Here is a 23,228-nt window from a genome sequence, read left to right as displayed (position 1 = left end):
CATGACAAGACGAGTGGACATGACGCGGCGCTTCACCATTACAACTCCGATCTTCTACGTGAACGGCGCTCCGCATATCGGGCATGCCTACACGTCCATCGCGGCGGACGTTCTGGCCCGTTTCCATCGCCTGAATGGTGAAGACGTCCTGTTCGTCAGCGGGACGGACGAGCACGGCCAGAAGGTCGAGCAGACCGCGACCGCTCAGGGCATGGACACGCAGGCCTATGCCGACAAGATTTCTGCGTCCTTCCGCCAGATGCAGCAGGACATGGCAATCTCCACGGATGAGTTTATCCGCACGACGGATGAGCGCCACAAGATTGCTGCGACGGCTCTGTGGGAGAAGGTCGCGGCCAACGGCCACATCTATCTCGGCGCGTATGAAGGCTGGTACTCCACGCGCGATGAAGCGTTCATTGGCGAAGACGAACTGGTCAAGAAGCCGGATGGCACGATGGTTGCTCCATCCGGTGCGCCAGTAGAGCGCGTCAAGGAGCCGTCTTACTTCTTCAAGCTGTCTGAGTTTCAGGACCGTCTGCTGAAGCTTTATGAAGATAACCCCGACTTCATTGGCCCACATGGTCCCCGTCGGGAAATCGAGAGCTTCGTGAAGCAGGGGCTGAAGGATCTCTCCGTCAGCCGGACCAGCTTCAAATGGGGTATTCCGGTTCCGAATGATCCGGATCACGTCATGTATGTCTGGTTTGATGCGCTCGCAAACTATCTGACGGCTGTGGGCTATCCGGACCTGAATGATCCGCGTGCGAAGTTCTGGCCGGCTGACCTGCATATTGTCGGCAAGGAAATCGCCCGGTTCCATTGTTTGTACTGGCCGGCGTTCCTGATGGCTGCGGGTATCGAACTGCCGAAAAGCGTGTTTGCCCATGGCTGGTGGACGGTCGAAGGCGAGAAGATGAGCAAGTCTCTCGGCAATGTGTTGGACCCGAAGGCACTGGCTGATGAGTTCGGTCTGGATGCGCTGCGGTTCTTCCTGATGCGTGAAGTGCCGTTTGGTGGCGATTCAAACTTCAGCCGCCGCTCCATGATTACGCGCACGAATGTCGAACTGGCGAACGACCTTGGCAATCTGTGCCAGCGGACGCTGAGTTTGGTTGCACGCAATCTTGGTGGCGTCGTACCGGAGCGTGGTCCGCTGACAGAAGATGATCAGACCATTCTGGCGTCTGTTCAGTTACTCCCGACGCTTATGAGCGAACAGATTGAGCGCAAGGCGATCACGGATGCGCTTGAAGAAGTCTGGAAGATCATTCGTGCCGCTAACTCGTACATCGACCGTCAGGCCCCCTGGGCGCTGAAGAAGACCGATCCGGAGCGGATGGCGCATGTGCTGCGTGTGCTGCTGGATGTGATCCGCGGTATCGCGACAATGCTCCAGCCTTACATGCCCAACACCATGGATAAGATGCTGACGCAGCTTGGTGTGGAAGAGGGTGAGCGTTCATTCGCGGCTCTTGAAACGCCACTGCCGGGTGGTCGTACACTGCCGAAGCCAGAAGGGCTGTTCCCGCGCTTTGTCGTCGAGGAAGCAGAATGACGGGACTGATTGACAGTCACTGCCATCTGGACCGTCTTGACGATGTGCCTGCCGCGCTGGACATCGCGCGGCAGTCTGGTCTGGACGGGATGATTACGATCGGAACGCGGTTTTCTCAGGCTGACACACAGATTGGCCTGACGCGGTTCGATACGCCGGATCTGCGCGTCTGGTGCGCGATCGGGACGCATCCTGACCATGTGGGTGAGGAGCGTTTGCCGTCCGTTGAGGAACTGGTTTGCAAAGCTGAGCCGTCCTGCGTGGTGGCAATTGGTGAGTCCGGGCTCGACTATTTTCATAGCGGAGATGAGGCGAAGCCAGCGCAGCATGAATCCTTCAGAACACACATTGCCGCGGCTCGGGAAACGGGATTGCCGGTCGTGATTCATACGCGTCAGGCGGATGACGACACGATTGCAATCCTGCGGGATGAGAGCGGGAAGGGCGCCTTTCCGTTTCTGATCCACTGCTTTGCATCCGGGCCAAAGCTGGCGGAAGCGGCTCTGGAACTTGGGGGTTACATCAGTTTTTCGGGGCTTCTGACATTCCCGAAATGTGAGGAAATCCGCGAAGTTGCGCGGATTGTGCCGGAAGACCGTTTGCTGGTGGAGACGGATAGCCCATTTCTGGCGCCTGCACCCAAGCGCGGACGGCCCAATACGCCCGGATATGTGGCGCATACGGCGGCCCGCTTGGCGCAGGAGCGGGAAGTTTCGCCTGAACGGATCGCGGAGATTACAACGGCCAACGTGCATCGGCTGTTTACAAGGACGCGCCCGTGAAAGTCACGATCCTCGGATGTGGTGGTTCAGCGGGCGTCCCGATGCTCGGGGGGCGTGATGGCTCACAGACGGGGATCTGGGGGCACTGTAACCCGGATAATCCAAAGAACCGGCGTACACGCTCGTCGATCGTGATCGAAGGTGAGGGAGGCTTTCGGCTTCTCGTTGATTCCGGTCCGGATTTTCGCATCTCAGATGCTGAATTGTGGTCTGAGCCACATTGATGCGGTGCTTTATACGCATCCGCATAGTGATCATATTGCCGGACTGGATGATCTGCGCGCCATCAATCGGGTTATCGACAGGCCATTGCCGCTATTGGCTTCGCAAAGCACTCTGGAAGAACTTAGACAGCGTTTTGCCTACGCTTTTGCCCCTTGGAAAGGGCCAGATTTTTATCGTCCGGTCTTTGATGAGCAGGTCGTTGCGGCGGGTCAGTCTGTTACTTTTCCGGGTCTTGAAGGGCGAATTTTCGAGCAGCAGCATGGACGGATCACGTCTCTGGGGCTGCGATTTGGGAAGTTTGCGTATTCGACAGATGTTGAAACGCTGTCTGATGAGGCGTTGGAGCTTCTGGATGGTGTCGGAACGTGGGTTGTTGATTGTTTCCAGTATGAACCGCATCCCGCTCATGCGTGGCTGGAGCGTGTGCTGGAATGGCGCACGAAAATCAGGGCAGGGCGCACAATTCTGACCCATATGGGCACAGATATGGATTACGACATCTTGTGCAAAACGCTGCCGCCAGATGTGCGGCCAGCTTATGACGGAATGGTGCTGGAGTTTTGAAAACCGGGCAGGGGGCTGCCCGGTTTTTTAGGATCAGAATGTGATCATCGCACCGGCAGACATGGTGTGATCGCTTTCGCGGTTCGGGCCGTGAGCAGCTGATTCCGTATGGGCATATTCACCCACGAGGAACATCCAGTCTGTCAGTGTGTAATACAGCGCGCCGACTTCGGACTCATTACGTCGCACCAGTGATGGATTGTCTTCGCCAGCCGCCTGATAAAGATTACTGACACCATAGCTTCCGACCAGCTTCAGGCGCGGCAGGATCTTATAGGATGCCTGAACATAGTAACCTTCAGAGTTCCGCTTGCGTCCGGTCTGTGAAATGCCGTCAAACAGAAGGCCGGTCGTGCCGAGACCGTTGCCGTAATAGTAGTATGCTACGCCTTCAAATGGGCCGCGGGACAGTTTCACGCCAACGTCGCCCGCGGCAACCGTCGCGCCTTTGCGACTGTCGGTTCCAAGGGTTGAACTGGTCAGGTTCTGGACGTGCTGTGTCAGGAAACTGGCCCAGAAGCGTGTGGTGAATCCGGCGATGGTGGTGTCGTAAGTGACTTTACCCTGAACCATTGGAGAACTGTGCTGTGTTGTGGTGGCAGATAGGCCGCCGCCAGCAAAATTGTATTGGTCCAAGGGGGTCATGATACCGAGAGAGCCCTGAAGACCATGCCATTTCGGGGAAATGTAGGTGATCTGTGGGAGCCAGTCGGTGTAGACATAGCCGACGCCAATACGGCCGAGGGAGGTATTGGCCGGATTGGCGTTACTGCCGGTGCTGCCGACGCTGAGGAGCGTTGCGTCATTCAGGATGGCATCGGAGGCAAAGAGTGCGATGTCACGGCCGATCTTGATGGTTCCAAGTTTGTCGGTTCCGGCGGTCATATAGACCTGACGGAAATCGACGCCTGCCGTACCAAGCCCAACCGGGCTACCGCCAGAATTGGCGTTGAATGTACCAACATCCGCATTGTTCAGACCCGGGTACATTCCAAAAACCGCGCCGAGCTTGATCCCGTCCTGAACGGTGTTCAACTTCAGGATCAGGCCGCCTGGCAGCAGGCCGTTACGAACGGATGAGGAGTCAAAGCCGCTGGCCCCTGTGGAGATTCCACCGGCAACGGGGCGGCCACCGCCCGGGCTGTTATAGGTGTAGAAGCCGTTGATGAAGCCGGACAGATTGATTTCGATCTGACCAGCCTGAACGGTTACGCCTTTGCCTGCGACGTAGGGTTTGACCCTGACAATGCTGTCCGGGTCGTAATGTGCGAGCATGGAGCGTGCGTCACGTGCGCTGGCGGCAGCGTCCTGAGCCGCACGCTGCGCTGCCTGGGAGGCTGCAATGGTTGTGACATCCGGCGGTTCAAGAGAACCATCGTACTGATTGGGGTTGTATCGACGATAACGGTTGTGTCTTGCAGGGGGGCTGGATGTATCGTCCTGATTGGTCGAAGTGCTGGAAGAACGGCCATGCCTTAGGTGGTGTGCCAGAAGACTATTATATTCGCCGCGCGTCAGGCTGCCTTTGGCGCGAAGAATGTCCAGAAGTTCGGTGTAGTCATCCGCCTGTGCCGTTGCAGGAAGAACTGTAAGCGAGCCCAGAGAGAAAGCGCAGCCCAGAAAGGCAATCTGACGCAGAGAAAGGCGAGCCATGCAATGACCGTTCCATCGAGTGAGCCGGTCACGAAAATGCGTTCGAAGACCGGGAGAAATTGAATTTCGTTTCACGTTAGCGCCAAAACGGCCATTCTTTGCAACAAGTCATCGTGTATCACGACTATGTGAGGAAACGGCGTCTTCCTAATACATAAGTTGGCATAATATATCTTATACGACATACGTGTGAGCTGATATTGAACCTCTTCCGATGCTTGTAAAACTGAATTCCTGAGGCTTTCAAACCAACATTTTGTAGGACTTTCGCGTGGTTGTACGGCTGTTGCATTGGTGATGTTGAGATTTGGCATTTTGCCATATATCCCGATTTTGGCAGTTTTCAGGGATTTTCTGGAAAATATATCCTTGGAATCAGACAGTTTCTTCTGTGGCAAAAAGCCACAAAGAATTGTGAGGATGAGATCTATGGCTTTTTGCCATAGATTGCGCTTGGGACATTTTGCCACAGATTTTCGCATTGGCATTTTGCCAATGCTCTTCTCTTCCCCTTTACCCTACGTCGTGCTGACCGCTACGAAAGGTTTTCCTCTCCCGCCTCCGAGGTCTGCTTTGACTGAAGTGCTTCCTAATGATCCCGTTATCGATGCCTTGGCCGTCCCTCGTCATAAGGAGATCTTCGGTCATCCGAGGGGGCTTTGGGTTCTTGTCCTGACGGAAGGATGGGTCGCATTTTCCCTTTACGGATTGCAGTCCATTCTCGTGCTGTATCTGGCTGATCATCTTCTTCAGTCCGGACATATTGAGAATGTCTGGGGCATGGGTGCTGTAAAAGCCGTTTTGGACATTCTTTATGCTCCCGTCGGGATTCAGGCGACGGCTGGCGCCATAACAGGGCTTTTCCTGGCTCTGGTTTATGCGACGCCCCTATTGGGAGGCTTTGTGGCAGACCGGTTCCTGGGGAAAACCCGGACCATCCTTCTGGGTGCCATTCTGATGACCGTCGGGCATGTCCTGATGTCGTTCGACTGGAGCTTCGTGCTGGTTGTTGTTTTTCTTCTGCTGGGTATTGGAGCTGCCGGAGGGCTGCGGGCGCAGGTTGGTGCGCTTTATGAACTTGATGACCGTCGGCGGTCGGACGCTTATCAGATCTACTCTCTCGGTGTGCAGGCTGCCGTTATTGTGTCGCCTGCCCTCTGTGGAATGTTGGCAATGAAAGCCTGGCACTGGGGTTTTTTGACTGCTGGTCTGGGGATGCTGACTGGGTTGATTGTTTATCTCTTCGGGCGTCGCTGGCTGCCAGAAGATACGGTTTTCAAGGCTTCATCCCCTCGCCCTCGCCTGACATCCCGCGAGAAAAAAACGAGCGTTCTTCTTCTGGTGTTGCTGCCAGTGCTGGCTTTAGGTGCGCTGCCAAATGATGAGATCTTTGACGGATATCTGTTGTGGGGGCGTGAGCATTATCAGCTGACGTTCTTCGGACATCTGTTCCCTGTCAGCAGTCTCGTCTCGTTCGATGGTTTCATCAGCACTTTGATGACAATTTCCGTACTGTGGTTCTGGCGAATGTATGCCCGACACAGGTCAGACCCGGCAGAAATCACCAAAGTGGCCATAGGCACTTTTATTGCCTCGTCAGGCCCGGCTGTTCTGGCGCTTGCATCATGGCTTTATCCTGAGCCTCATCAGATCAGCCTGTTCTGGGGGCTGGCTTTTCATATTATCAACGATATTGGCTTTAGTATGAGCTATGCCATTGGAATGGCAATGTATTCCCGTGCTGCACCGGTAAGCTTGAATACGATTTTCGTAGCCTGTTTCTCGCTTCATCTTTTTATGGCCAATCTGACCATCGGTAAGCTCTCAACCCTGATCGGACATATTGGAGATGTTCCTTTCTGGCTCCTTCACAGTGGAGCCAGCTTGGTTGCGGGGGTGATTTTGTTGATGTGCTCAATTGTGTTCCGGAGCCTTTTGGCCCCGGAAAATGTGCCTTCAGGGCGAGACAATCCGTCTCATATCCTGTGACGGAGCCAATCTGACGCCTTCTGCCGTTTGCAGGACGTAAGGGTCCAGCAGTCCGTCTGCCCGCTTATTGCTGCGAGCGATAATAAGCCGTTGGACAATCGGGTAGTCGTGGATCAGACGCTCAAAGACAGGCTTGGGAATGGCCAGCAAGTGGCTGAACTGAAGGGCGCGCACTGTACCGGGCATACGCTCGCTCCGAATGACGCTGGCCGCACCAATAAGATCCCCGCTCCCAAACAGGATTTCCCTTTCAGGTAGGTGAACTTCCGCCAGTCCTGCCACCTGAGCGTAAACGGTTCGGACTTTCTGTCCGCGCTTGAACAGCACTTCCCCTGGAGACACGAAACGCATCGCCACCTTGCGGGAGAGTGTGTGTAAAACACTATCGGGCACGCCATTGAACGCCGGAAAAGCCCTCAAACGTTGTTCGATGCCGCTTTTCAGGTTGAACCGCAAAGGCGCTTCGAGGCGCGCGCTCCGACGTTCGATATCGCGATGGAGTTCCCTATGAAGTTCTTCGGAAATCAGGTTGTCGGCCTGGAGTGCGTCGTACTCCTCGTCTTCGAGACGAAGGGCGATCTGGCGCAGAATCCGGCTCTCCAGGGCTTCTGAGTACCCGGAATAATGGAGACGCAATGTTTCCAGTGCATCGTCGAGCAGCTTGCGCTGACGACCAAGAACTTCAGACACGATTTCCGTAATGCGTGGACCCAGTGTTGGCTCCATGCGCTGACGGACGAAGCGTTGCAGCGACAGGGAGACCAGATGTGCGATGATGAGCATTTCGAAGCGCTCCATCATTGCATACATCAGTGGCTCATCGAAATGGAAGCGACTGTGCAGATCCTGAGCAATCCGGAAGCGTAAAGGTGGCTGGAGGCGGCGCTTCAGGGCTTTGACGTATCCATACCGTCCTTCAAGACGGGCGCCATCAGACATGGCCTCGGCAGTGCGGAGAAGCGTCTCCATCACACGACGTGACAGGCCCTGGATGCGGAAGAGATCCAGAAGCAGGGAGCGCTCCTGATTGGCGATCGTGATAAGCGCGATATTCACGCGGGCCCGGTCACTCAGGGCAGATTCAAAATTATTGGCCGCCCTCTCCTTTTCTGCGCGCTTTTCAATGCGGCTGATGACGCCAATGCGTGTTTGCTCACTAAATCCCAGTTCGTCGGACATGACGCGGGTACGTTCTGCAACTTCGCCCAGACCAATGCCCAGAATTTGCTGACGAATAGCTTGATCAATTGGTGAAAGCTGATCGAGCTTCAGGAACAACACAAGAGAACGCAGCGTCGTGCCATTGACCAGCAGCGTGATCAGAACGAAGCCCGTTGCGATGATACCGATGAAGTGGGCAACCGGGCTGGAGACGCTCTGGTTCTCCGTCACGGCCAGCGCCAACGCCAGCGTGATGGCGCCGCGTAGACCGCCCCAGACCATGGTAGCCTTGAACGGTGTTGGCACTGGTGGGGAAAGCTTTGTGAAAGCAAGGATGGGCAGCAGGCCGAACACGACGGCACCGCGAGCCAGTAGCCCGGCCACACTGGCGATCAGGATCAGTACACAGTCCCAGCGGGTCATGCCGATCAGCAGGCGTGGTACCAGCATGGACGCCAGCAGGAACACAAGTGAACCGGCCCAGAAGACCAGTTGCTGCCAGAGGTCGTTGAGAAACCGCCAGACCTGCGGACGGAATGTCGAGGGTCCGTAAGCAGAGACTGTCAGGCCAGCAGCAGCTGTTGCCACCACGCCGGAGAAGCCGAGCATTTCGTCACACAGGATATAGACCGTGTAGGGCAAAGCGAGTGTTAGTGTGATTTCTGCGGCAGGTGCGCCACCCAGACCTGCGATCAGGAGCAGTGTCAGCCGGCCCAGGCAGACACCCACAACGATTGCGCCGCCGAAGGCAGACGCGAAATCAACAACGGCCTCACCCAGATGGATGTGTCGGTGTGAGGTGACCGAGGCCAGCAGGATGGCGAAGATTGCGATGGCCGCTGCATCGTTCAGGAGTGCCTCGCCTTCAACAAGACGCGTCAGTCGCGACGCAGCGCCGATTTCCCGGAAGATGCCGGCCACTGCGGATGGGTCGGTCGTGGCGACGATGGAGCCCAGCAGAAGACAGACAACAAGGCTTTGACCAGCAAAGGGGTAGAGAGCGAAGCCGATCGTGGCGGTTGAAACCACAACCGCGACAACGGCCAGCAGAAGAACAGTGGCCGTTTCATGTGCCAGACGTCTTACGTCAATGGCCATGGCGCCCTGAAAGACCAGAATGGGCAGGAAGATCAGCAGGAAGGCTTCGCTGTTGATCGGAAAATAGATCAGGGCTTCAGCCGCTCCATCCAGCAGGTCTGTGGCGGATGAGCGCACAATGAGCGATGCCGCCCCGCCCAGAACAATACCAGCGAGGGCAAGCAGGACCGTTTCGGAAATCTCAAGCCGTTTGGCCAGAGGCTGAATGATGCTGACGAGCGTGAGCAGGAACGCAATTGCGAGAAGAACGGCTGCAAGCCCTGTCACCATCATTGTATTCCGTACCCTTTTAGTTCGAATACCATCCTAGAGAGCGTTTCCGCTGTAAGATAGCGTTGTCTTCAAATTATGTGTCAGCGGCTGCAAGCCACTGTTTCACCTGACTTTCCGGGTCGTCTACGCGAATAAAATCACTGACGGCCGCCACGCTGTCAGCTCCAGCTTTGAGGCAGGATGGCAGACGTTCGAGCGTTATGCCGCCGATGGCGACCAGAGGGACGTCACCGCACAGTTCCCGCCATTCCGTCAGACGTTCAATGCCCTGAGGACCAAACGCCATTTTCTTCAGTTTCGTTTCCCAGATTGGACCAAGCGCAACATAATCCGGCTTGCAGGCCAGAGCGCGTTGCAACTCTTCATGGCTATGGGTCGAGATACCAAGGCGGATGCCTGTCTGTCGGATGGCATCAAGATCAGCGGTATCAAGATCTTCCTGTCCCAGGTGCAGCCATTCATAGCCAAGTTCGATTGCTAGTTCCCAGTAATCGTTCAGCACGAGGGCGACATTATGGCGTACGGCGAGTTCCTGCGCGGTTTCGATCTGGGCGCGTAATTCTTCGGGTGGAAGATCCTTGAGGCGAAGCTGAATGAAGCGTGCACCCGCCCCCCCAAGACGCTCAACCCAACGGGGATGGTCAACAACCGGATAAATCTTCGAAGGCAAACGGGACATCAGAGCATTTCTCCACCAAGAGTGCGGGCCAGACCCAGTGTCGGGGTTGAGGGCACCGCCATATCACGTTCTTCCATAGGGTCTGCCGCATACCCTGCTAGACCGGCCTCACACGCCAGACGAAAAGCTTTTGCCATCTCTGCCGGATTGCCAGCCTTGGCGACGGCTGTGTTGATCAGGACGGCATCGAACCCCAGTTCGAAGGCAGCGGTCGCATGGGATGGCTTACCGATCCCGGCATCCACGACCATGGGCACATCCGGGAAATGTCCACGCAGAGCCCGCAGACCGAAAAGGTTGTTCAGGCCCCTGCCCGAGCCAATCGGTGCGCCCCAAGGCATGAGAACTTCCGCACCAGCTCGTAGAAGGCGTTCCGCAACGACCAGATCTTCCGTCGTGTAGGGGAATACTTGAAACCCGTCTTCCGTCAGAATGCGGGTTGCTTCCACAAGTCCGAACACATCTGGCTGGAGCAGGTCGCCCTGCCCGATGACTTCGAGTTTGATCCAGTTGGTTCCAAAGACATCGCGGGCCATTTGCGCCGTTGTGACCGCTTCCCGGACACCGTGGCAGCCAGCCGTATTGGGCAGAACGGGGACATCCAGACTTTGGATCAGCGACCAGAACGCCTGCCCGGCCTGAGCGCCCGCAGACTCACGGCGAAGGGATACGGTCACGACGCCAGCCTGAGCGGCTTTAACCGCATCGGCAAGAATGGCCGGACTGTCATATTGTGCTGTCCCCAGCATCAGGCGTGAGGACAGTTCGGTGCCGTAAAATTTCATGCGTCAGCCTCCCTGCATCGGGGCCAGAATTTCGAGGACGGCCCCCTCGTCCACAGCCTTGACACTGCGCTGCGTTGCAGGAACGAAAAAACCGTTCAGAGCCGTAGCGACACGGGCTTTCCCGTAGCCGAGTTCATCAAGAATGGCTCCAAGGGTCCGGGCATGAACCTCTCTGGGTTCGTCATTGACGGTGATCTGCATGATGTCTCTCCCATCCAGGGCTGTATGAGGAAGAAAGGGTTCAGGCCCGATCTGTTCCGAAAATGATCTCACAGACTTCCCTTGCACGCGCAGGAGATAACAGGAACCCGTGACGGTACATGCCATTAAGGGAAATCCTGTTGCCCTCTCGCCGGACGCGGGGAACATTATCCGGATAAGCGGGTCTCAGTCCGGCATTGGCTTCCAGCAGTTCAGCCTCGGCGAAGGCTGGATGAAGCGTGTAGGCGGCATTCAGAAGGTCCGTAATGGCGCGGACGGTGATGGCTCGGGTATCATCGCTTTCCACCATCGTTGCGCCGACCATAAAGACCGAATTGTCACGCGGAACGATATAAACCGGAATACGCGGATGTAGCATCCGGATCGGACGGTGAAGTGTGATCTCGGGGCAGCGCAGAAGCACCATCTCTCCACGCATTCCTCGCAGATCTTTCTGCGTCTCCCGTGCGGCGACACCTGTGCAGTCGACGATCCAGTCAAAAGAGGCCGTATCAATCGCAGCGTTGGAGACGATTATTCCACCATGGTGAGCCAGCTTGTCTCCAAGGGCTACCAGCGCTTTGCGCGGATCAACATGTCCTTCTTCCGCGAAAAACAACGCTCTGTCGAAGCGATCTTCCAGATCGGGTTCAAGGGCTCTGATACGCTCAACGCCGATTGTCTCGAAGTGACTGGTTCTGCGTCCGAAGCGCGTAAGTTCAGGAGTGTCACGCGGTGGGGCTACTACAAGGCTTCCGGCCTGCACTACATCCGGGACGTGAGATTTCCACCAGTTTAGTGATGACAGACTGTCTTGGGTGACTTCATCGGGAGCTGACTCTGCCTCGCACCATGGGGCAAGCATCCCGCCCGCAAACCAGGATGCTCCCGCCCCTATGCGACCACCAGCATCATACACATTGACCTGGGCGCCGCGCTCGGCAAGAGCAACGGCGGTGACCATGCCGGCCACCCCGGCTCCACGAACCAGAATGTGAGGTTCTGTCATGTTTGCCCCCTCAGAAAAACCGTGATGGGTGTAACACACCTCTTACGGACGGTCAGGAGGCTCGCGCAGGAAGGTGATCGGCGTTGTAAAGCAAAATGGTGTATCGGCCCTCTGTGACACGGGCTGCGGGAGCGCCGAAAGTTTTGATGGCGCCGGCCTCGTTGAAGGTTTCCTCGGGATGGGGGATGACGATGAAGAACGCTTTGCCATCCAAAGAGTGCCAGTCCATGTGTTTGCGAATATGCACGAATGGGGCAATCGTTCCGTTGCCCTGTATCATCGCCGGATACACATGAATTTTCCCAAGGGATGCCACTTCGAGATTGCCTGAACTCCACCAGGTGCCAATTCCATCAGGAGGGAAGTCTTTTTCCAGCCGGCTGAGAAGCTGGTTATCTTCCGTGCTGAGGATCCCTGTCGAGTATGGTGGGAGAGTTCGGTAATCTGTGATGAGCGTTACCGCCAGCACGGCTATCGAAATACTGATGGCCATACGTCGTGTGGGCCAGACAAGTGCGGTAATGCAGGCCAGATCAAGCCAGAGGGGGAAAAGGTAGCGCGCTATAGCTACCGGGCTTCCGTCAAGCGCAATACGGTTGCTGACGGCCAGTGCGATAAAGTCCAGCAGTGCGGATACAACCAGGAAAGAGCAGAAGGGAGTATTCCGGCCCCCACTCGCCCAGGCTGTTCTGGCCACTCGATAGGCTCCGGCCAGGGCCAGAACGACAAGTGCCAGACGCAGACATTCCGGAAGCACTGCACTAACGACCTGACCAGAAGGATCGGCATCATAGACGAGTAGAATGGAGCGGAATGTTGTGAAAAAATTGCTGCTCAACTGCTCCCAGGGCGCAAATCGGGTCTCCAGCGGTTCGGTTTCAAAACCTCCGGTTGCAGCATTGAGATGCAGGAGGGTTTTTGCCAGCATAACGGCCACAAGTGTGGCGCCTGCCATAAGGAAACGATGTTTCTTGGGGAGTTCTCTTGCCAGAGCGGCATATAAAAGCAGCGATCCTGCTCCCGTGATGGCCAGTAACGGGTCCCCGATAACGCCAAGGCAGAGAAGAAGTGCCATAATGAGCAGCGACCGCCAGGAGCCAGATGACAGGAACCGGTCAGCCCAGTGGAAAGCCCACACTCCATAGATCAGCACGCCAATGTGGATAGCCGAGAGCGTGATGAAATAGGCCGTTGGTGCGCGCAGGAGCGGAAATGCCAGCACTGGCAGAAGAAGTGCAGCGGCTCCCAAGCGGGACTGACGATCTGGGAGCCGCAGAAAAACTACAGCAAAGGCGGAGATTACGACGCCAGTCCAGAGAATGGCGGGTTGTACCATCAGCAAAAACGGGCTTCTCGCAGGATGGCCAAGAGCATACCAGAACGCCGCCAAGGTTGCACTCAAGGGAATATCTGACGTCCAGAAATCGGGAGGCGTCAGAACCCAGCCTTTGAGGCGCCAGTTTCCGCGAAGAACATCCAGACCTGCGAGAAAATACGAAGCTTGATCAGATGTTTTTGGCCAGAGGGATGAAACCCGAATGGCCAGTAGAAGATACAGTAAGGATAAAGTTGAAAAAAACAGGACGGAAGAAAGCTTTTTGCAACCAGTAAAATTATTTAATTTCATGGTTTTGTATGGATTTCTTGTGTCTTGCTATGAAGTTGTGCGGCGAGAATTTCCACGGGGTGCGCAGGACGCTTTCCTGCCAGCCTCTTTCCTTGGCAACGGCAGGAGAAACCTGTCGCTAGAACATCGCCTTTCGCTGCCCAGTTCTGTTCGAAAATGGTCGCCGAAAGATCTGCATGCTCTTGTTCATGGCCGAACAGACCAGCCATACCGCAACAGCCGGCTTTGCCAGCCTGAGCCCGTACACCAAGATGTCGCAGAACTGTGGCCCAGTCCTGTGCACTGCCGGGGCGAACGGCCTGTTCCGTACAATGTGAAATAACCGTCAGGGGCGCCATATCTCCTGCAGGAGGCTTTTCGGCCACTATGCGTTTGTCGATCTGGCGTTTTAGAAAGCTTTCCAGAGAGAGCACCGCCGGAACGGGCTCCATGCCTGCAACGTCTTGATATTCCTGCTCGAACATCAATCCCGTTGCGGCATCAAGGGCAACCACGGGCACATTATGGCGACTGATGTTACGGAGTTGCCGCAGGGTTTCGCGTGCCGTGGAGGCAAATCCCTTGCGAAAGCCCCGGACATGCCGTGCCTTGCCGTTATCCCATACAGGCGTGATCCGCACGTCCATGCCAAGGGACGACAAAAGCTGGTACGCACTTTCGATGACGCCACCATCGAAGCTGCCGGTAAAGGAATCCTGAATCAGCACGACAGAGCGATCATTCTTTGCGGCGTGTCGAAGCCAGTTCTGTGTCAGAAGTGCTGTGCGTGGGAGAGTGGCCGGTTTCAGTACTGGCAAATCGACCAGCCCAATTTTTTTGAGCAGACCGGCTGAAATTGGATTTTGCATCAGGATGTTGGCGATTTGTGGCATCCGTCGCCCAATCCCAAGAAGTGGCTCCAGCCAGTACACCAGATAATCTCGCATGGGGCGTTGCCGTGTCTGGAAATACAGATCCAGAAACTTGGAGCGCATGGAGGGAATATCCACGCGGATCGGACACTGGGTCGCACAGGCCTTGCAGGACAGACAGGTGTCAAGCGAGGCTTTAAGTTCTGCCGTCAGTTCTGGCAGAGCATTCTTGTCGGAAGCATCATCTGGCAGTGCGTTCAGGCGTGCCCAACTCCGCAGAAGTGTTGCGCGGCCTTTAGGCGACTGGGTTCTGTCCTTCGTTGCCTTGTAAGACGGACACATCGCCATATCTGGCTCACGATTGTAACAGGCGCCATTCCCGTTACAGCTAACGGCAAGGCCAAAATTTTCTCTGAAATCATCAGAGATTTGCTCGTCGAATTCACCTCTGAATGGGACGCCATCGATGCGGTCCACGGGATAGAGTTTCCCAACCGGAGCCAGCTTTCCACGGTTGAAAATATCTTCAGGATCAAAGGCCTCCTTAATCCGGCACAACTCTTTGAAAAGCGTTTCCCCGAAGAACAAAGGAGAGAACTCTCCGCGATAACCTCGCCCGTGTTCCCCCCATAGCAATCCGCCATGCTTCTTGGTGAGGCTTGCGACAGCGTCTGAAATTGGCCGGATCAAGGCCCGATCTTTTTCGGAAAGCATATCCAGGAAAGGTCGAACGTGCAGACATCCAACATCAGCATGTCCAAACATGCCATATGACAGATCATACCGGTCGAGGATCGCTCGGAATTCAGAGACATAATCTGCAAGGGCTTCGGGCGGAACAGCTGTGTCCTCGACAAAAGCCACGCCCTGTTTGTGGCCATCAGGTCGCCCTAGGAGCCCAACGGATTTTTCCCGCAGAGTCCAGAGTTGATTGATGATCTCCTGATCTGAAACAGGTTTATAATCAATAACTTCGAAAGGAGAGCTCTCAAGAAGAGTCACGGCTTCCTGCATCTGCTGATGCAGATGAGCAGCATTGTCTCCCACGAATTCGACGAAGCTCATCCCTCGAACCGGGACTTCTGAACGCGCTCCCAGAACACTTTCAAGAGACTGCCAGACGATATCCTGCGCTGCTTTTTCCAAGACCCGGTCATCCAGCACTTCGATAGCCGAAGGGTTGGATGGAAGGAGGGTCTGCACGTCTCGTAACGTATGATCGAAACTGGCATAGCGGACGACCAGAAGCTGTCTGAACTTTGGGAGACGTCGCACGCGCAGCACCATGCGCTTTGTCAGGGCGAGTGTCCCTTCCGAGCCTGCGAGCAGGCGAGTGAGGCTGAACCGTCCGTCTTCAAGAAAAATATTCTGCAGGTTATAGCCTGTGAGCCCACGGTTCATATCCGGGAAAACGCGACGGATTTCGTCAGCCTGATCCTTGATGACGCGATGAACTTCACGATAGATGCGTCCGGGCAGATCCTCTCGTGATTCAGCCTGTTTTAGGTCGGTTTGTGAAAGCTTCCCGACATGCAGGTCAGACCCATCGGACAATACGACGTCCATTGTTTCGATGTAATCGGACGTGCGGCCGTAGAGGCGCGACCCCTTGCCTGACGCGTCAGTAGCGACCATGCCTCCGATCGTAGCGCGGGTTGCGGTTGAGACTGTCGGGGGGAAAAAATAGCCGTGCGGCTTCAGGAATGCATTCAGTCTGGCGAGGACGACACCAGGCTCGACTGTGACCAGGCCGGTTTCGGCATCGAAGTCCAGAATATGGTCAAGATAGCGGGCTACATCAACGATGACCCCGGACGTCAGGGATTGGCCATTGGTGCCTGTCCCGCCACCGCGTATCGCAAGTGTCAGATGTCCTCCGGCAGCCGCACGAACCGCCCGGTTCAGATCTTCAAGAGTTTTGGGATAAATGACTAGAACAGGAAGCTGCTGATAGATGCTGTTGTCAGTGGCTGCCACCAGCCGTGCCGAAACTTGTGGGGTGATGTCCCCTTCAAATCCCTCAGTTCTTAGCCGGCTCAGAAAAGTATCACGGGCGGCAATCTCAGATGCGGCCAGGGTGAGACCGGAATGTACGGTTCCACCTGATAAAGCTGCATCGCCACCCATGATTTTTTCTCCCATTCACGTCATGTGTTGAGGGGCTATCCTCCGCGAAATGAACCGTCTTGGAAAGCCCCGCCAACCGGAAGAAAATGTCCTTATTCCACCGTGACGGATTTAGCCAGATTGCGAGGCTGGTCCACATCCGTGCCCTTCAGCAGTGCGACCTCGTAAGCGAGGATCTGGACGGGGATTGCGTAGAGAATGGGAGCAACAAAAGCATCTACATCCGGCAGTACAACAATATGTTCTGCAATGCCTTCAAGGCGTTTTGCTCCCGCCGCATCTGTAAAGGCCAGAATGCGCCCACCACGCGCCTTGGCTTCCTGCAGGTTAGACAGGGTTTTGTCGAACAGGATTGTGGAGGGGGCGATCGCCACGACAGGAACGGTCCGGTCAATCAGGCTGATCGGGCCATGCTTCAGTTCACCCGCAGCATAAGCTTCTGCATGGATGTAGCTGATTTCCTTGAGCTTTAAGGCACCTTCATAAGCGATTGGCGTGCAAATGCCGCGCCCCAGATACAGGACATCTCTGGCTTCTGCGATAACACGTGCCATGGCCTGAATGGCCTCAACCCGCGTGAAAACTTCAGCTGCACGGGATGGAAGATCGAGGAGGTTGGCGGTCAGACTTTCTTCGCGAGCCTTGTCGATCGTACCCCGTGCGCGTGCGAAGTCGATGGAAAGAGCTGCAAGAACAGAGAGTTGTGCTGTAAAAGCTTTAGTGGAAGCTACCGAAATTTCCGGGCCAGCAACCATCCCCAGAACCAGATCGCTCTCACGCCCCATCGTTGAATGTTCGACGTTCAGAACAGACACGATACTTTGTCCTGCCTTCTTCAGGCTACGCAGAACGCCGAGCGTATCTGCCGTTTCACCGGACTGGGAAATGAGGAGTGCAACCCCTTTGTCAGGCTGTGGCGCGTCCCGATAGCGCATCTCGGAAGCTACATCGATTTCGACGGGTACACGGGCCAGAGACTCAAGCCAGTACCGGCCGACCATGCCAGCATAGAAAGCGGAACCGCATGCTGTGATGGTGATGCGAGGAACCTGAGCCGGGTCAAACGGCATGTCCGGTAATGCGATGGTCTTGGAGGCAGGGTCGGTAATGCGCTGAAGCGTCTGGCCGATGGCGACCGGATGCTCGTGCAGTTCCTTCTCCATGTAATGGCGATAGCCATCTTTGCCGACTTGCCCTGCCATAAACGCAATGTTCTGGATCGGGCGGCTGACTTCCTGACCTTCGCCATTAAAGATGATGACGTTGCCAGGCGTCAGTTCGCACCAGTCGCCATCGTCCAGATAGGTGATGCGGCTTGCCAAGGGAGCGAGAGCCAGACTGTCGGAGCCAAGGAACATCTCGCCTTCGCCGTAGCCGACGGCCAAAGGGGCGCCATGACGGGCGCCAATCAGCAGGCCGTCATGGCCCTGAAAAATGATGGCAATCGCATACGCGCCTTCAAGGCGCTTGATGGCAGCAAAAGCTGCGTCCCGCGGCGTCTTGCCCTGATCCAGATAAAAATCGACCAGATGGGCGACGGTCTCTGAATCCGTATCAGACAGGAAAATTCGGCCCTGTGCTTCGAGCTCGGCCTTTAGTGTGGCAAAGTTTTCGATAATCCCGTTATGGACGATCGCAACCCGACCAGCCGCGTGCGGATGAGCGTTGGTTTCTGTCGGTGCGCCGTGAGTGGCCCACCGCGTGTGGCCGATGCCTGTTGTGCCGCTGAGGGGTTCAGCCTTCAGAACAGCTTCGAGATTATCGAGCTTGCCGGCTGCGCGACGGCGATCAATGGTACCGTCGGCGGACAGGGTCGCGATACCGGCAGAATCATAACCGCGATATTCAAGCCGACGCAGCGCTTCGAAAACGATTGGGGTGGCTGGACGATGGCCTACAACGCCACAAATTCCACACATCAGCCCTGCTCCTTTTTGGCTTTAAGGGTCTGTTTGATTTCAAGGCCGCGACCTGGTTTGACAATCTGACGGGCGCGTCCGAACGCCAGACCCTCTGCCGGAACATCTTCCGTAATGGTGCTTCCCGCAGCGATCAGCGCGTCGTCTCCAATCGTGACGGGGGCCACGAGAATGGAGTCCGACCCGATGAAGTTGCGTTCACCGATGATGGTGCGGTGTTTGAAATATCCATCGTAATTGCAGGTCACGGTCCCTGCCCCAACATTGGTTTCCGCGCCGACGGACGCATCCCCGAGATAGGTCAGGTGATTGGCTTTTGCGCCGCGACCGAGATCGACATTCTTGAGTTCGACAAAATTTCCGACATGCGTGTCTGCGGCGCAGACCGTCCCGGGACGCAGACGGGCATAGGGGCCAATCATGGAGCCCTCACCGACTGTGCATCCTTCAAGATGTGAGAACGCCCGAATCAACGCGCCGCTGCGGACTGTCACGCCCGGCCCGAAAAAGACGTTTGGTTCAACCACCACATCCGCTTCCAAAATCGTGTCTGTACTCAAGAAGGTGGTCTCAGGAGAGACAAGCGTTACACCCGCTTCCATGGCAGCGGCCCGGAGGCGTGCTTGGAGTGTGGCTTCTGCCTGTGCCAGTTCACTTCGGGAGTTAACGCCTGCGAGTTCGCTTTCAGGAGCCTCGACACACTGAACACGCCCCTGTGTGGCGGCCATGGCGACAACATCCGTCAGGTAATATTCACCTTGTGCGTTGTTGTTGTCGACGGCTGCAAGCCATGTCCGAAAATCATTGGCACCCGCGCACATGACGCCTGCATTGCACAGCGTAATCTGACGCTCGTCCTCGGTTGCGTCCTTGAATTCGACGATCCGACTGACACGTCCCTGTTCTTCAACGATTCTACCGTAACGACCGGGATTAACAGGACGCATTCCAAGGAGTGCGAGACTTGCCCCGGTCTGGCGGGCTGCCGTGAGCTTGCGCATTGTGTCTGCGGTGATCAGGGGATTGTCGGCGTACAGGACGGCAATGTCACCGTCACCGAACAGGTCTTTTGCCATGTTGGTGGCGTGCGCCGTTCCCAGACGGTCGGTCTGCACGATCGTTCGGTAGGGCAAAACCACTTTTTCAAGTTCGGGCATATCAGGCCCAACCACCACAACCACATCGTCAAAGACTTCGCGGGCAGTCTCGATCAGATGTGTGATCATGGGACGGTTTCCAAGACGTTGCAGAGCCTTGGGAAGGCGGGACTTCATGCGCGTGCCGAGGCCCGCGGCAAGGATGATGGCTGTGGTGTGGCGTGCGATATTGGTCATGTTCCGTCCCGGGTATCCAAACCGCGCCAGTTCGTCAAACGATGGTTGAGCGCTACACCATCACTTCGGATTGCCGTTTATTGCGAAATGGTTGCAGCTGATTTTGAAGGTGGAAGCGGGTTCTGCATAACAACAGTAACATGTCCCAGCTTCGGATGATTGAACTCGATCCGGACGGGGACTAGCCCGATACCTTCAACATTCCTGAACCAGGCCGCTCCAGGCTGAGGGGTGGCCAGTTTCGCCCGATTTGGAGAGTCTTTGATAAACCCTGCGACCTGCTGACCGATAAAATCACAGCGGAGCGACGGATCTCCAGCATAAGCCTGTTTATGCGTTCTCGGGATGTCCGCCTGTGTCGGACCGTGAACCGTCATTTTTGTCAGACGTAGCCCGTCAAAAATGACGGCAGAACCGTCACAATGTCCGGTCTGCGTCAACGTCTCCAGCAGGCGAGCCATGCCACTCAGCGTATCAATCGTATGAGGCAAGTCGCTGTCTGGTATGGGGTCCCGGTCTGTTTCAACGGGTTCCAGAATATCAACATGTGGGGTGTTACCATTATAGGTGAGCAAAACACGACGATGCTGCCCGCGCGACATGCCCCCGCTATCATACCGAATGGGTTTGACGTTCCCGCCTTCGACGAAATCTCCTTCTACGCGAGAGCGGATATCCATCTTGACGAACCAGCTGATCATACCTGCTGGTCTGATATGGGTGGTTCCGCCGTAGCCCCAGTGCTCGATCTGATAGGATACATCTGTATCAAGCACATGCAGTCCGCGCAGATAAACCGCGTAAGACGTGTTGACCTGACCGGCTGCCGCATGAGCCGTGGAAACGCCGGACAGAAGCAGGAAACCTGCTCCAGCCAGCGCTCGGAGTGTCTTAAACGTCAAGATTGGCCACTTTCAGGGCGTTTCCGACGATGAAGTCACGGCGGGGCTCCACCACGTCTCCCATGAGGGTCGAGAACACCTGCCCCGCTTCTTCGACGTCACCAATCTTCACCTGAAGCAGGGTCCGGGTCGATGGGTCGAGCGTTGTGTGCCAGAGCTGCTCATCGTTCATCTCGCCCAGGCCTTTGAAGCGGTTAATCGTCAGGCCGCGGCGGCCCTGTGCGAAAATCCGGTCCATGACATTGGACGGACCAAACAGCTTCTGCTCGTTCTGATCGAGCCGCAGAATAGCGGGGGTGGCGAAGTCTCGTGCCAGACGTTCCCCTTCCGAGGCCAGCCAGCGGGCTTCTGCGGATTTGAGAACGCTCTGTTCAAGACGATAGATTTCGCTGACGCCACGAACCGAACGCGCACACTCAACCCCGGTGCTGGAAAGAGAGACTTTCCAGCCACGCTCGTTCTCAGCGGATGCTTCGTCAAGGCGGCGCTGGAAGTCGGGGATGCGATCGCCAATTGTTGTCGGGTCAAGTTCCAGAACGCGTGCGATTGCGGCCTGTTCGAGTACCCAGACCGGGATCTTGGTGGCAATATTTTTCAGGTTCTGGGCTGCTGCGATGAGGAAGCGGACTTCCTCCTGAAGGGCATCGCCTGTCAGTTCCAGATTGTCTCCAAAGCGCAGGGAGGCATTTGCCAGCGCTTTATCCAGAAGATACTGCTCAAGAGCGGCATCATCCTTCAGATAACGCTCTTCCTGACCACGCTTTGCGCGATAGAGCGGTGGCTGAGCGATATAGAGATAACCCTGTTCGATCAGTTCAGGCATCTGGCGGAAGAAGAACGTCAGCAACAGCGTACGGATATGGGAGCCGTCCACGTCAGCGTCAGTCATGATGACGATCTTGTGGTAGCGCAGCTTCTCGGCTGAGAAGCCGCCCTGATCCACTTCGCCACGTCCGATACCGGTGCCTAACGCCGTAATGAGTGTGCCAATTTCGGCCGAGCCCAGCATACGGTCGAAGCGGGCACGTTCGACGTTCAGGATTTTACCGCGCAGAGGCAGGATCGCCTGGAAGCGGCGATCACGTCCCTGCTTTGCCGTACCACCTGCGGAGTCACCCTCAACGATGAAGATTTCGGCCTTTGAGGCGTCGCGTTCCTGGCAATCCGCCAGTTTCCCCGGCAGCGAGGAGACGTCCAGCACACCCTTGCGGCGCGTCAACTCACGGGCACGGCGTGCAGCCTCACGGGCGCTGGCTGCATCAATGATTTTGGCGACGATCGCCTTGGCTTCCTTGGGATGCGTTTCAAACCAGTGGGCAATCGCATCCGCCGCTGTTGCATGCACAACCGGCTGAACTTCAGAGGAAACCAGCTTGTCTTTGGTCTGGGACGAGAACTTGGGATCCGGCACCTTGACGGAAAGAACTGCCGTCATGCCTTCACGCATGTCTTCGCCCGTCAGGGAGCCTGATTCACGCTTGGCAACGCTCTCAGCGTATTTGCCGACCACGCGCGTCAGGGCCTGACGAAAGCCTGCAAGATGTGTGCCACCATCCCGTTGGGGGATGTTGTTCGTAAAGCACAGCATTGTCTCGTGGTAGCTGTCGTTCCACGTCAGGGCGAACTCGACGCGAATGCCACATTCGACATGGTCGATCTCACCCGTGATCGGCGGTGTGACGATCGAGGTCTTGGAGGAATCAAGCCACTCGGCGAATGCGCTCAGGCCGCCTTCATAGAAGAAGCGAACTTCCTTGCTTTCGGCATGGCGCTCATCGCGAAGAATGATTTCCATTCCGGAGTTCAGGAAGGCCAGTTCGCGGACGCGACGTTCCAGAATGGAGAACTCGAATTCCACCTTGGTAAAGGTCTGCTTGCTCGGCTTGAATGTGACGAGTGTTCCGCGGGGTTCGTCAGATGGGCCGACAACGCTTAGGGCTTCGTCACGCTCACCATGCTGAAAGCGGATCTTGTGCTCGAGCCCGTTACGCCAGATCCGAACTTCCATCCATTCTGACAAGGCATTCACGACAGCCGCGCCAACACCGTGCAGACCGCCGGAAACTTTGTAGGAGTTCTGGTTGAACTTGCCGCCTGCGTGAAGCTTGGTCAGCACGACTTCGGCTGCGCTGATCCCCTCTTCAGGGTGCATGTCGGTCGGGATACCACGGCCATCATCGCGAACGGAGACGGACCCATCTCCGTTCAATGTGAGGATACAGCGGGTAGCGTGACCGGCCTGGGCTTCGTCAACGGCGTTATCGATGATTTCGAACACCATGTGATGAAGGCCGGAACCGTCATCCGTGTCACCGATATACATGCCAGGGCGTTTACGGACAGCGTCCAGTCCCTTCAGTACCGAGATAGAGGAGGCGCCGTAATCTTCACCGTCTGCGCCTGGAATCTCCGGCTGGTTCTGGGTCTCTGACATGCGCGAGGCGGTCTCCGTGGAACTCTGAAAAATTATTGTCTTAATTATAGCGCGTCG

The 23,228-nt window shown here is 56.1% G+C and carries 15 protein-coding genes and 1 pseudogene; 4 read left to right on the top strand and 12 right to left on the bottom strand.

The genetic code is table 11. The features are described from left to right. Positions 1 to 19: 19 nt before the first annotated feature. The 3 genes and pseudogenes from metG to GJA01_RS01500 all read left to right on the top strand — a co-directional run bounded on the left by metG (position 20) and on the right by GJA01_RS01500 (position 3,129). Positions 20 to 1,558: a methionine--tRNA ligase gene (gene metG / locus GJA01_RS01510; RefSeq protein ID WP_062505681.1), complete on the top strand. Its 1,539-nt coding sequence runs from the start codon at positions 20 to 22 to the stop codon at positions 1,556 to 1,558. Next, positions 1,555 to 2,340 carry a TatD family hydrolase gene (locus GJA01_RS01505; RefSeq protein WP_062505683.1) on the top strand — a complete coding sequence of 262 codons (786 nt, stop codon included), beginning with the start codon at positions 1,555 to 1,557 and terminating at the stop codon, positions 2,338 to 2,340. The genes metG and GJA01_RS01505 overlap by 4 nt, the downstream gene beginning before the upstream one ends. After that, positions 2,337 to 3,129, top strand: a pseudogene (locus tag GJA01_RS01500) (MBL fold metallo-hydrolase). Before GJA01_RS01505 ends, GJA01_RS01500 begins: the two are co-directional and overlap by 4 nt. A 33-nt stretch (positions 3,130 to 3,162) precedes the next feature. Here GJA01_RS01500 and GJA01_RS01495 read toward each other — a convergent pair. Continuing rightward, positions 3,163 to 4,782, bottom strand: coding sequence for a porin family protein (locus tag GJA01_RS01495; RefSeq protein ID WP_062505685.1), 1,620 nt, complete (start codon positions 4,780 to 4,782; stop codon positions 3,163 to 3,165). 582 nt (positions 4,783 to 5,364) lie between these two features. Between GJA01_RS01495 and GJA01_RS01485 the strand changes: the two genes are divergently transcribed. Beyond that, the gene (locus GJA01_RS01485) at positions 5,365 to 6,771 is read left to right on the top strand and encodes a peptide MFS transporter (protein ID WP_062505727.1); all 1,407 of its coding nucleotides are present in this window, start codon (positions 5,365 to 5,367) and stop codon (positions 6,769 to 6,771) included. Here the strand turns inward: GJA01_RS01485 and GJA01_RS01480 are convergent. The 11 genes from GJA01_RS01480 to gyrB all read right to left on the bottom strand — a co-directional run bounded on the left by GJA01_RS01480 (position 6,739) and on the right by gyrB (position 23,171). Further along, a complete protein-coding gene (locus GJA01_RS01480; RefSeq protein ID WP_034880361.1) occupies positions 6,739 to 9,303 on the bottom strand; it encodes a cation:proton antiporter in 2,565 nt (854 codons plus the stop codon). The genes GJA01_RS01485 and GJA01_RS01480 overlap by 33 nt on opposite strands. Positions 9,304 to 9,376: 73 nt before the next feature. Further along, complete coding sequence (locus GJA01_RS01475) at positions 9,377 to 9,982, bottom strand: thiamine phosphate synthase (protein ID WP_010501559.1); 606 nt, start codon at positions 9,980 to 9,982, stop codon at positions 9,377 to 9,379. Then, a complete protein-coding gene (locus GJA01_RS01470) occupies positions 9,982 to 10,767 on the bottom strand; it encodes a thiazole synthase (protein ID WP_062505687.1) in 786 nt (261 codons plus the stop codon). Before GJA01_RS01470 ends, GJA01_RS01475 begins: the two co-directional genes overlap by 1 nt. Before the next feature lie 3 nt (positions 10,768 to 10,770). Continuing rightward, complete coding sequence (gene thiS, locus GJA01_RS01465; protein ID WP_010501562.1) at positions 10,771 to 10,968, bottom strand: sulfur carrier protein ThiS; 198 nt, start codon at positions 10,966 to 10,968, stop codon at positions 10,771 to 10,773. Between the two features lie 40 nt (positions 10,969 to 11,008). Continuing rightward, on the bottom strand, positions 11,009 to 11,977 hold the full coding sequence (thiO, locus tag GJA01_RS01460; RefSeq protein WP_062505689.1) for a glycine oxidase ThiO: 969 nt from the start codon (positions 11,975 to 11,977) through the stop codon (positions 11,009 to 11,011). A 52-nt stretch (positions 11,978 to 12,029) separates the two neighbouring features. After that, the gene (locus tag GJA01_RS01455; protein ID WP_062505691.1) at positions 12,030 to 13,604 is read right to left on the bottom strand and encodes a hypothetical protein; all 1,575 of its coding nucleotides are present in this window, start codon (positions 13,602 to 13,604) and stop codon (positions 12,030 to 12,032) included. Next, entirely contained in the window at positions 13,601 to 16,582 is a 2,982-nt protein-coding gene (locus GJA01_RS01450) for an FAD-binding and (Fe-S)-binding domain-containing protein (RefSeq protein ID WP_062505729.1), read from the bottom strand. The genes GJA01_RS01455 and GJA01_RS01450 overlap by 4 nt, the downstream gene beginning before the upstream one ends. A 92-nt stretch (positions 16,583 to 16,674) precedes the next feature. Continuing rightward, positions 16,675 to 18,501, bottom strand: a complete 1,827-nt coding sequence (gene glmS / locus GJA01_RS01445) for a glutamine--fructose-6-phosphate transaminase (isomerizing) (RefSeq protein WP_062505693.1) — start codon at positions 18,499 to 18,501, stop codon at positions 16,675 to 16,677. Continuing rightward, positions 18,501 to 19,835 (bottom strand): bifunctional UDP-N-acetylglucosamine diphosphorylase/glucosamine-1-phosphate N-acetyltransferase GlmU, encoded by a 1,335-nt coding sequence (glmU, locus tag GJA01_RS01440; RefSeq protein WP_061933089.1) that lies wholly within the window; start codon positions 19,833 to 19,835, stop codon positions 18,501 to 18,503. The genes glmS and glmU overlap by 1 nt, the downstream gene beginning before the upstream one ends. A gap of 77 nt (positions 19,836 to 19,912) precedes the next feature. Continuing rightward, complete coding sequence (locus GJA01_RS01435; protein ID WP_061933087.1) at positions 19,913 to 20,737, bottom strand: DUF3108 domain-containing protein; 825 nt, start codon at positions 20,735 to 20,737, stop codon at positions 19,913 to 19,915. Next, positions 20,727 to 23,171 (bottom strand): DNA topoisomerase (ATP-hydrolyzing) subunit B, encoded by a 2,445-nt coding sequence (gene gyrB, locus GJA01_RS01430; protein ID WP_062505695.1) that lies wholly within the window; start codon positions 23,169 to 23,171, stop codon positions 20,727 to 20,729. The genes GJA01_RS01435 and gyrB overlap by 11 nt, the downstream gene beginning before the upstream one ends. Between the last annotated feature and the right edge of the window lie 57 nt (positions 23,172 to 23,228).

It is taken from the genome of Gluconobacter japonicus, from assembly GCF_002723975.1.
In the GTDB taxonomy this organism is placed as follows: Bacteria; Pseudomonadota; Alphaproteobacteria; order Acetobacterales; family Acetobacteraceae; genus Gluconobacter; species Gluconobacter japonicus.
The sequence above is the reverse complement of the archived record's forward strand: the minus strand, read 5'-3'. Positions and strand labels throughout refer to the sequence as shown.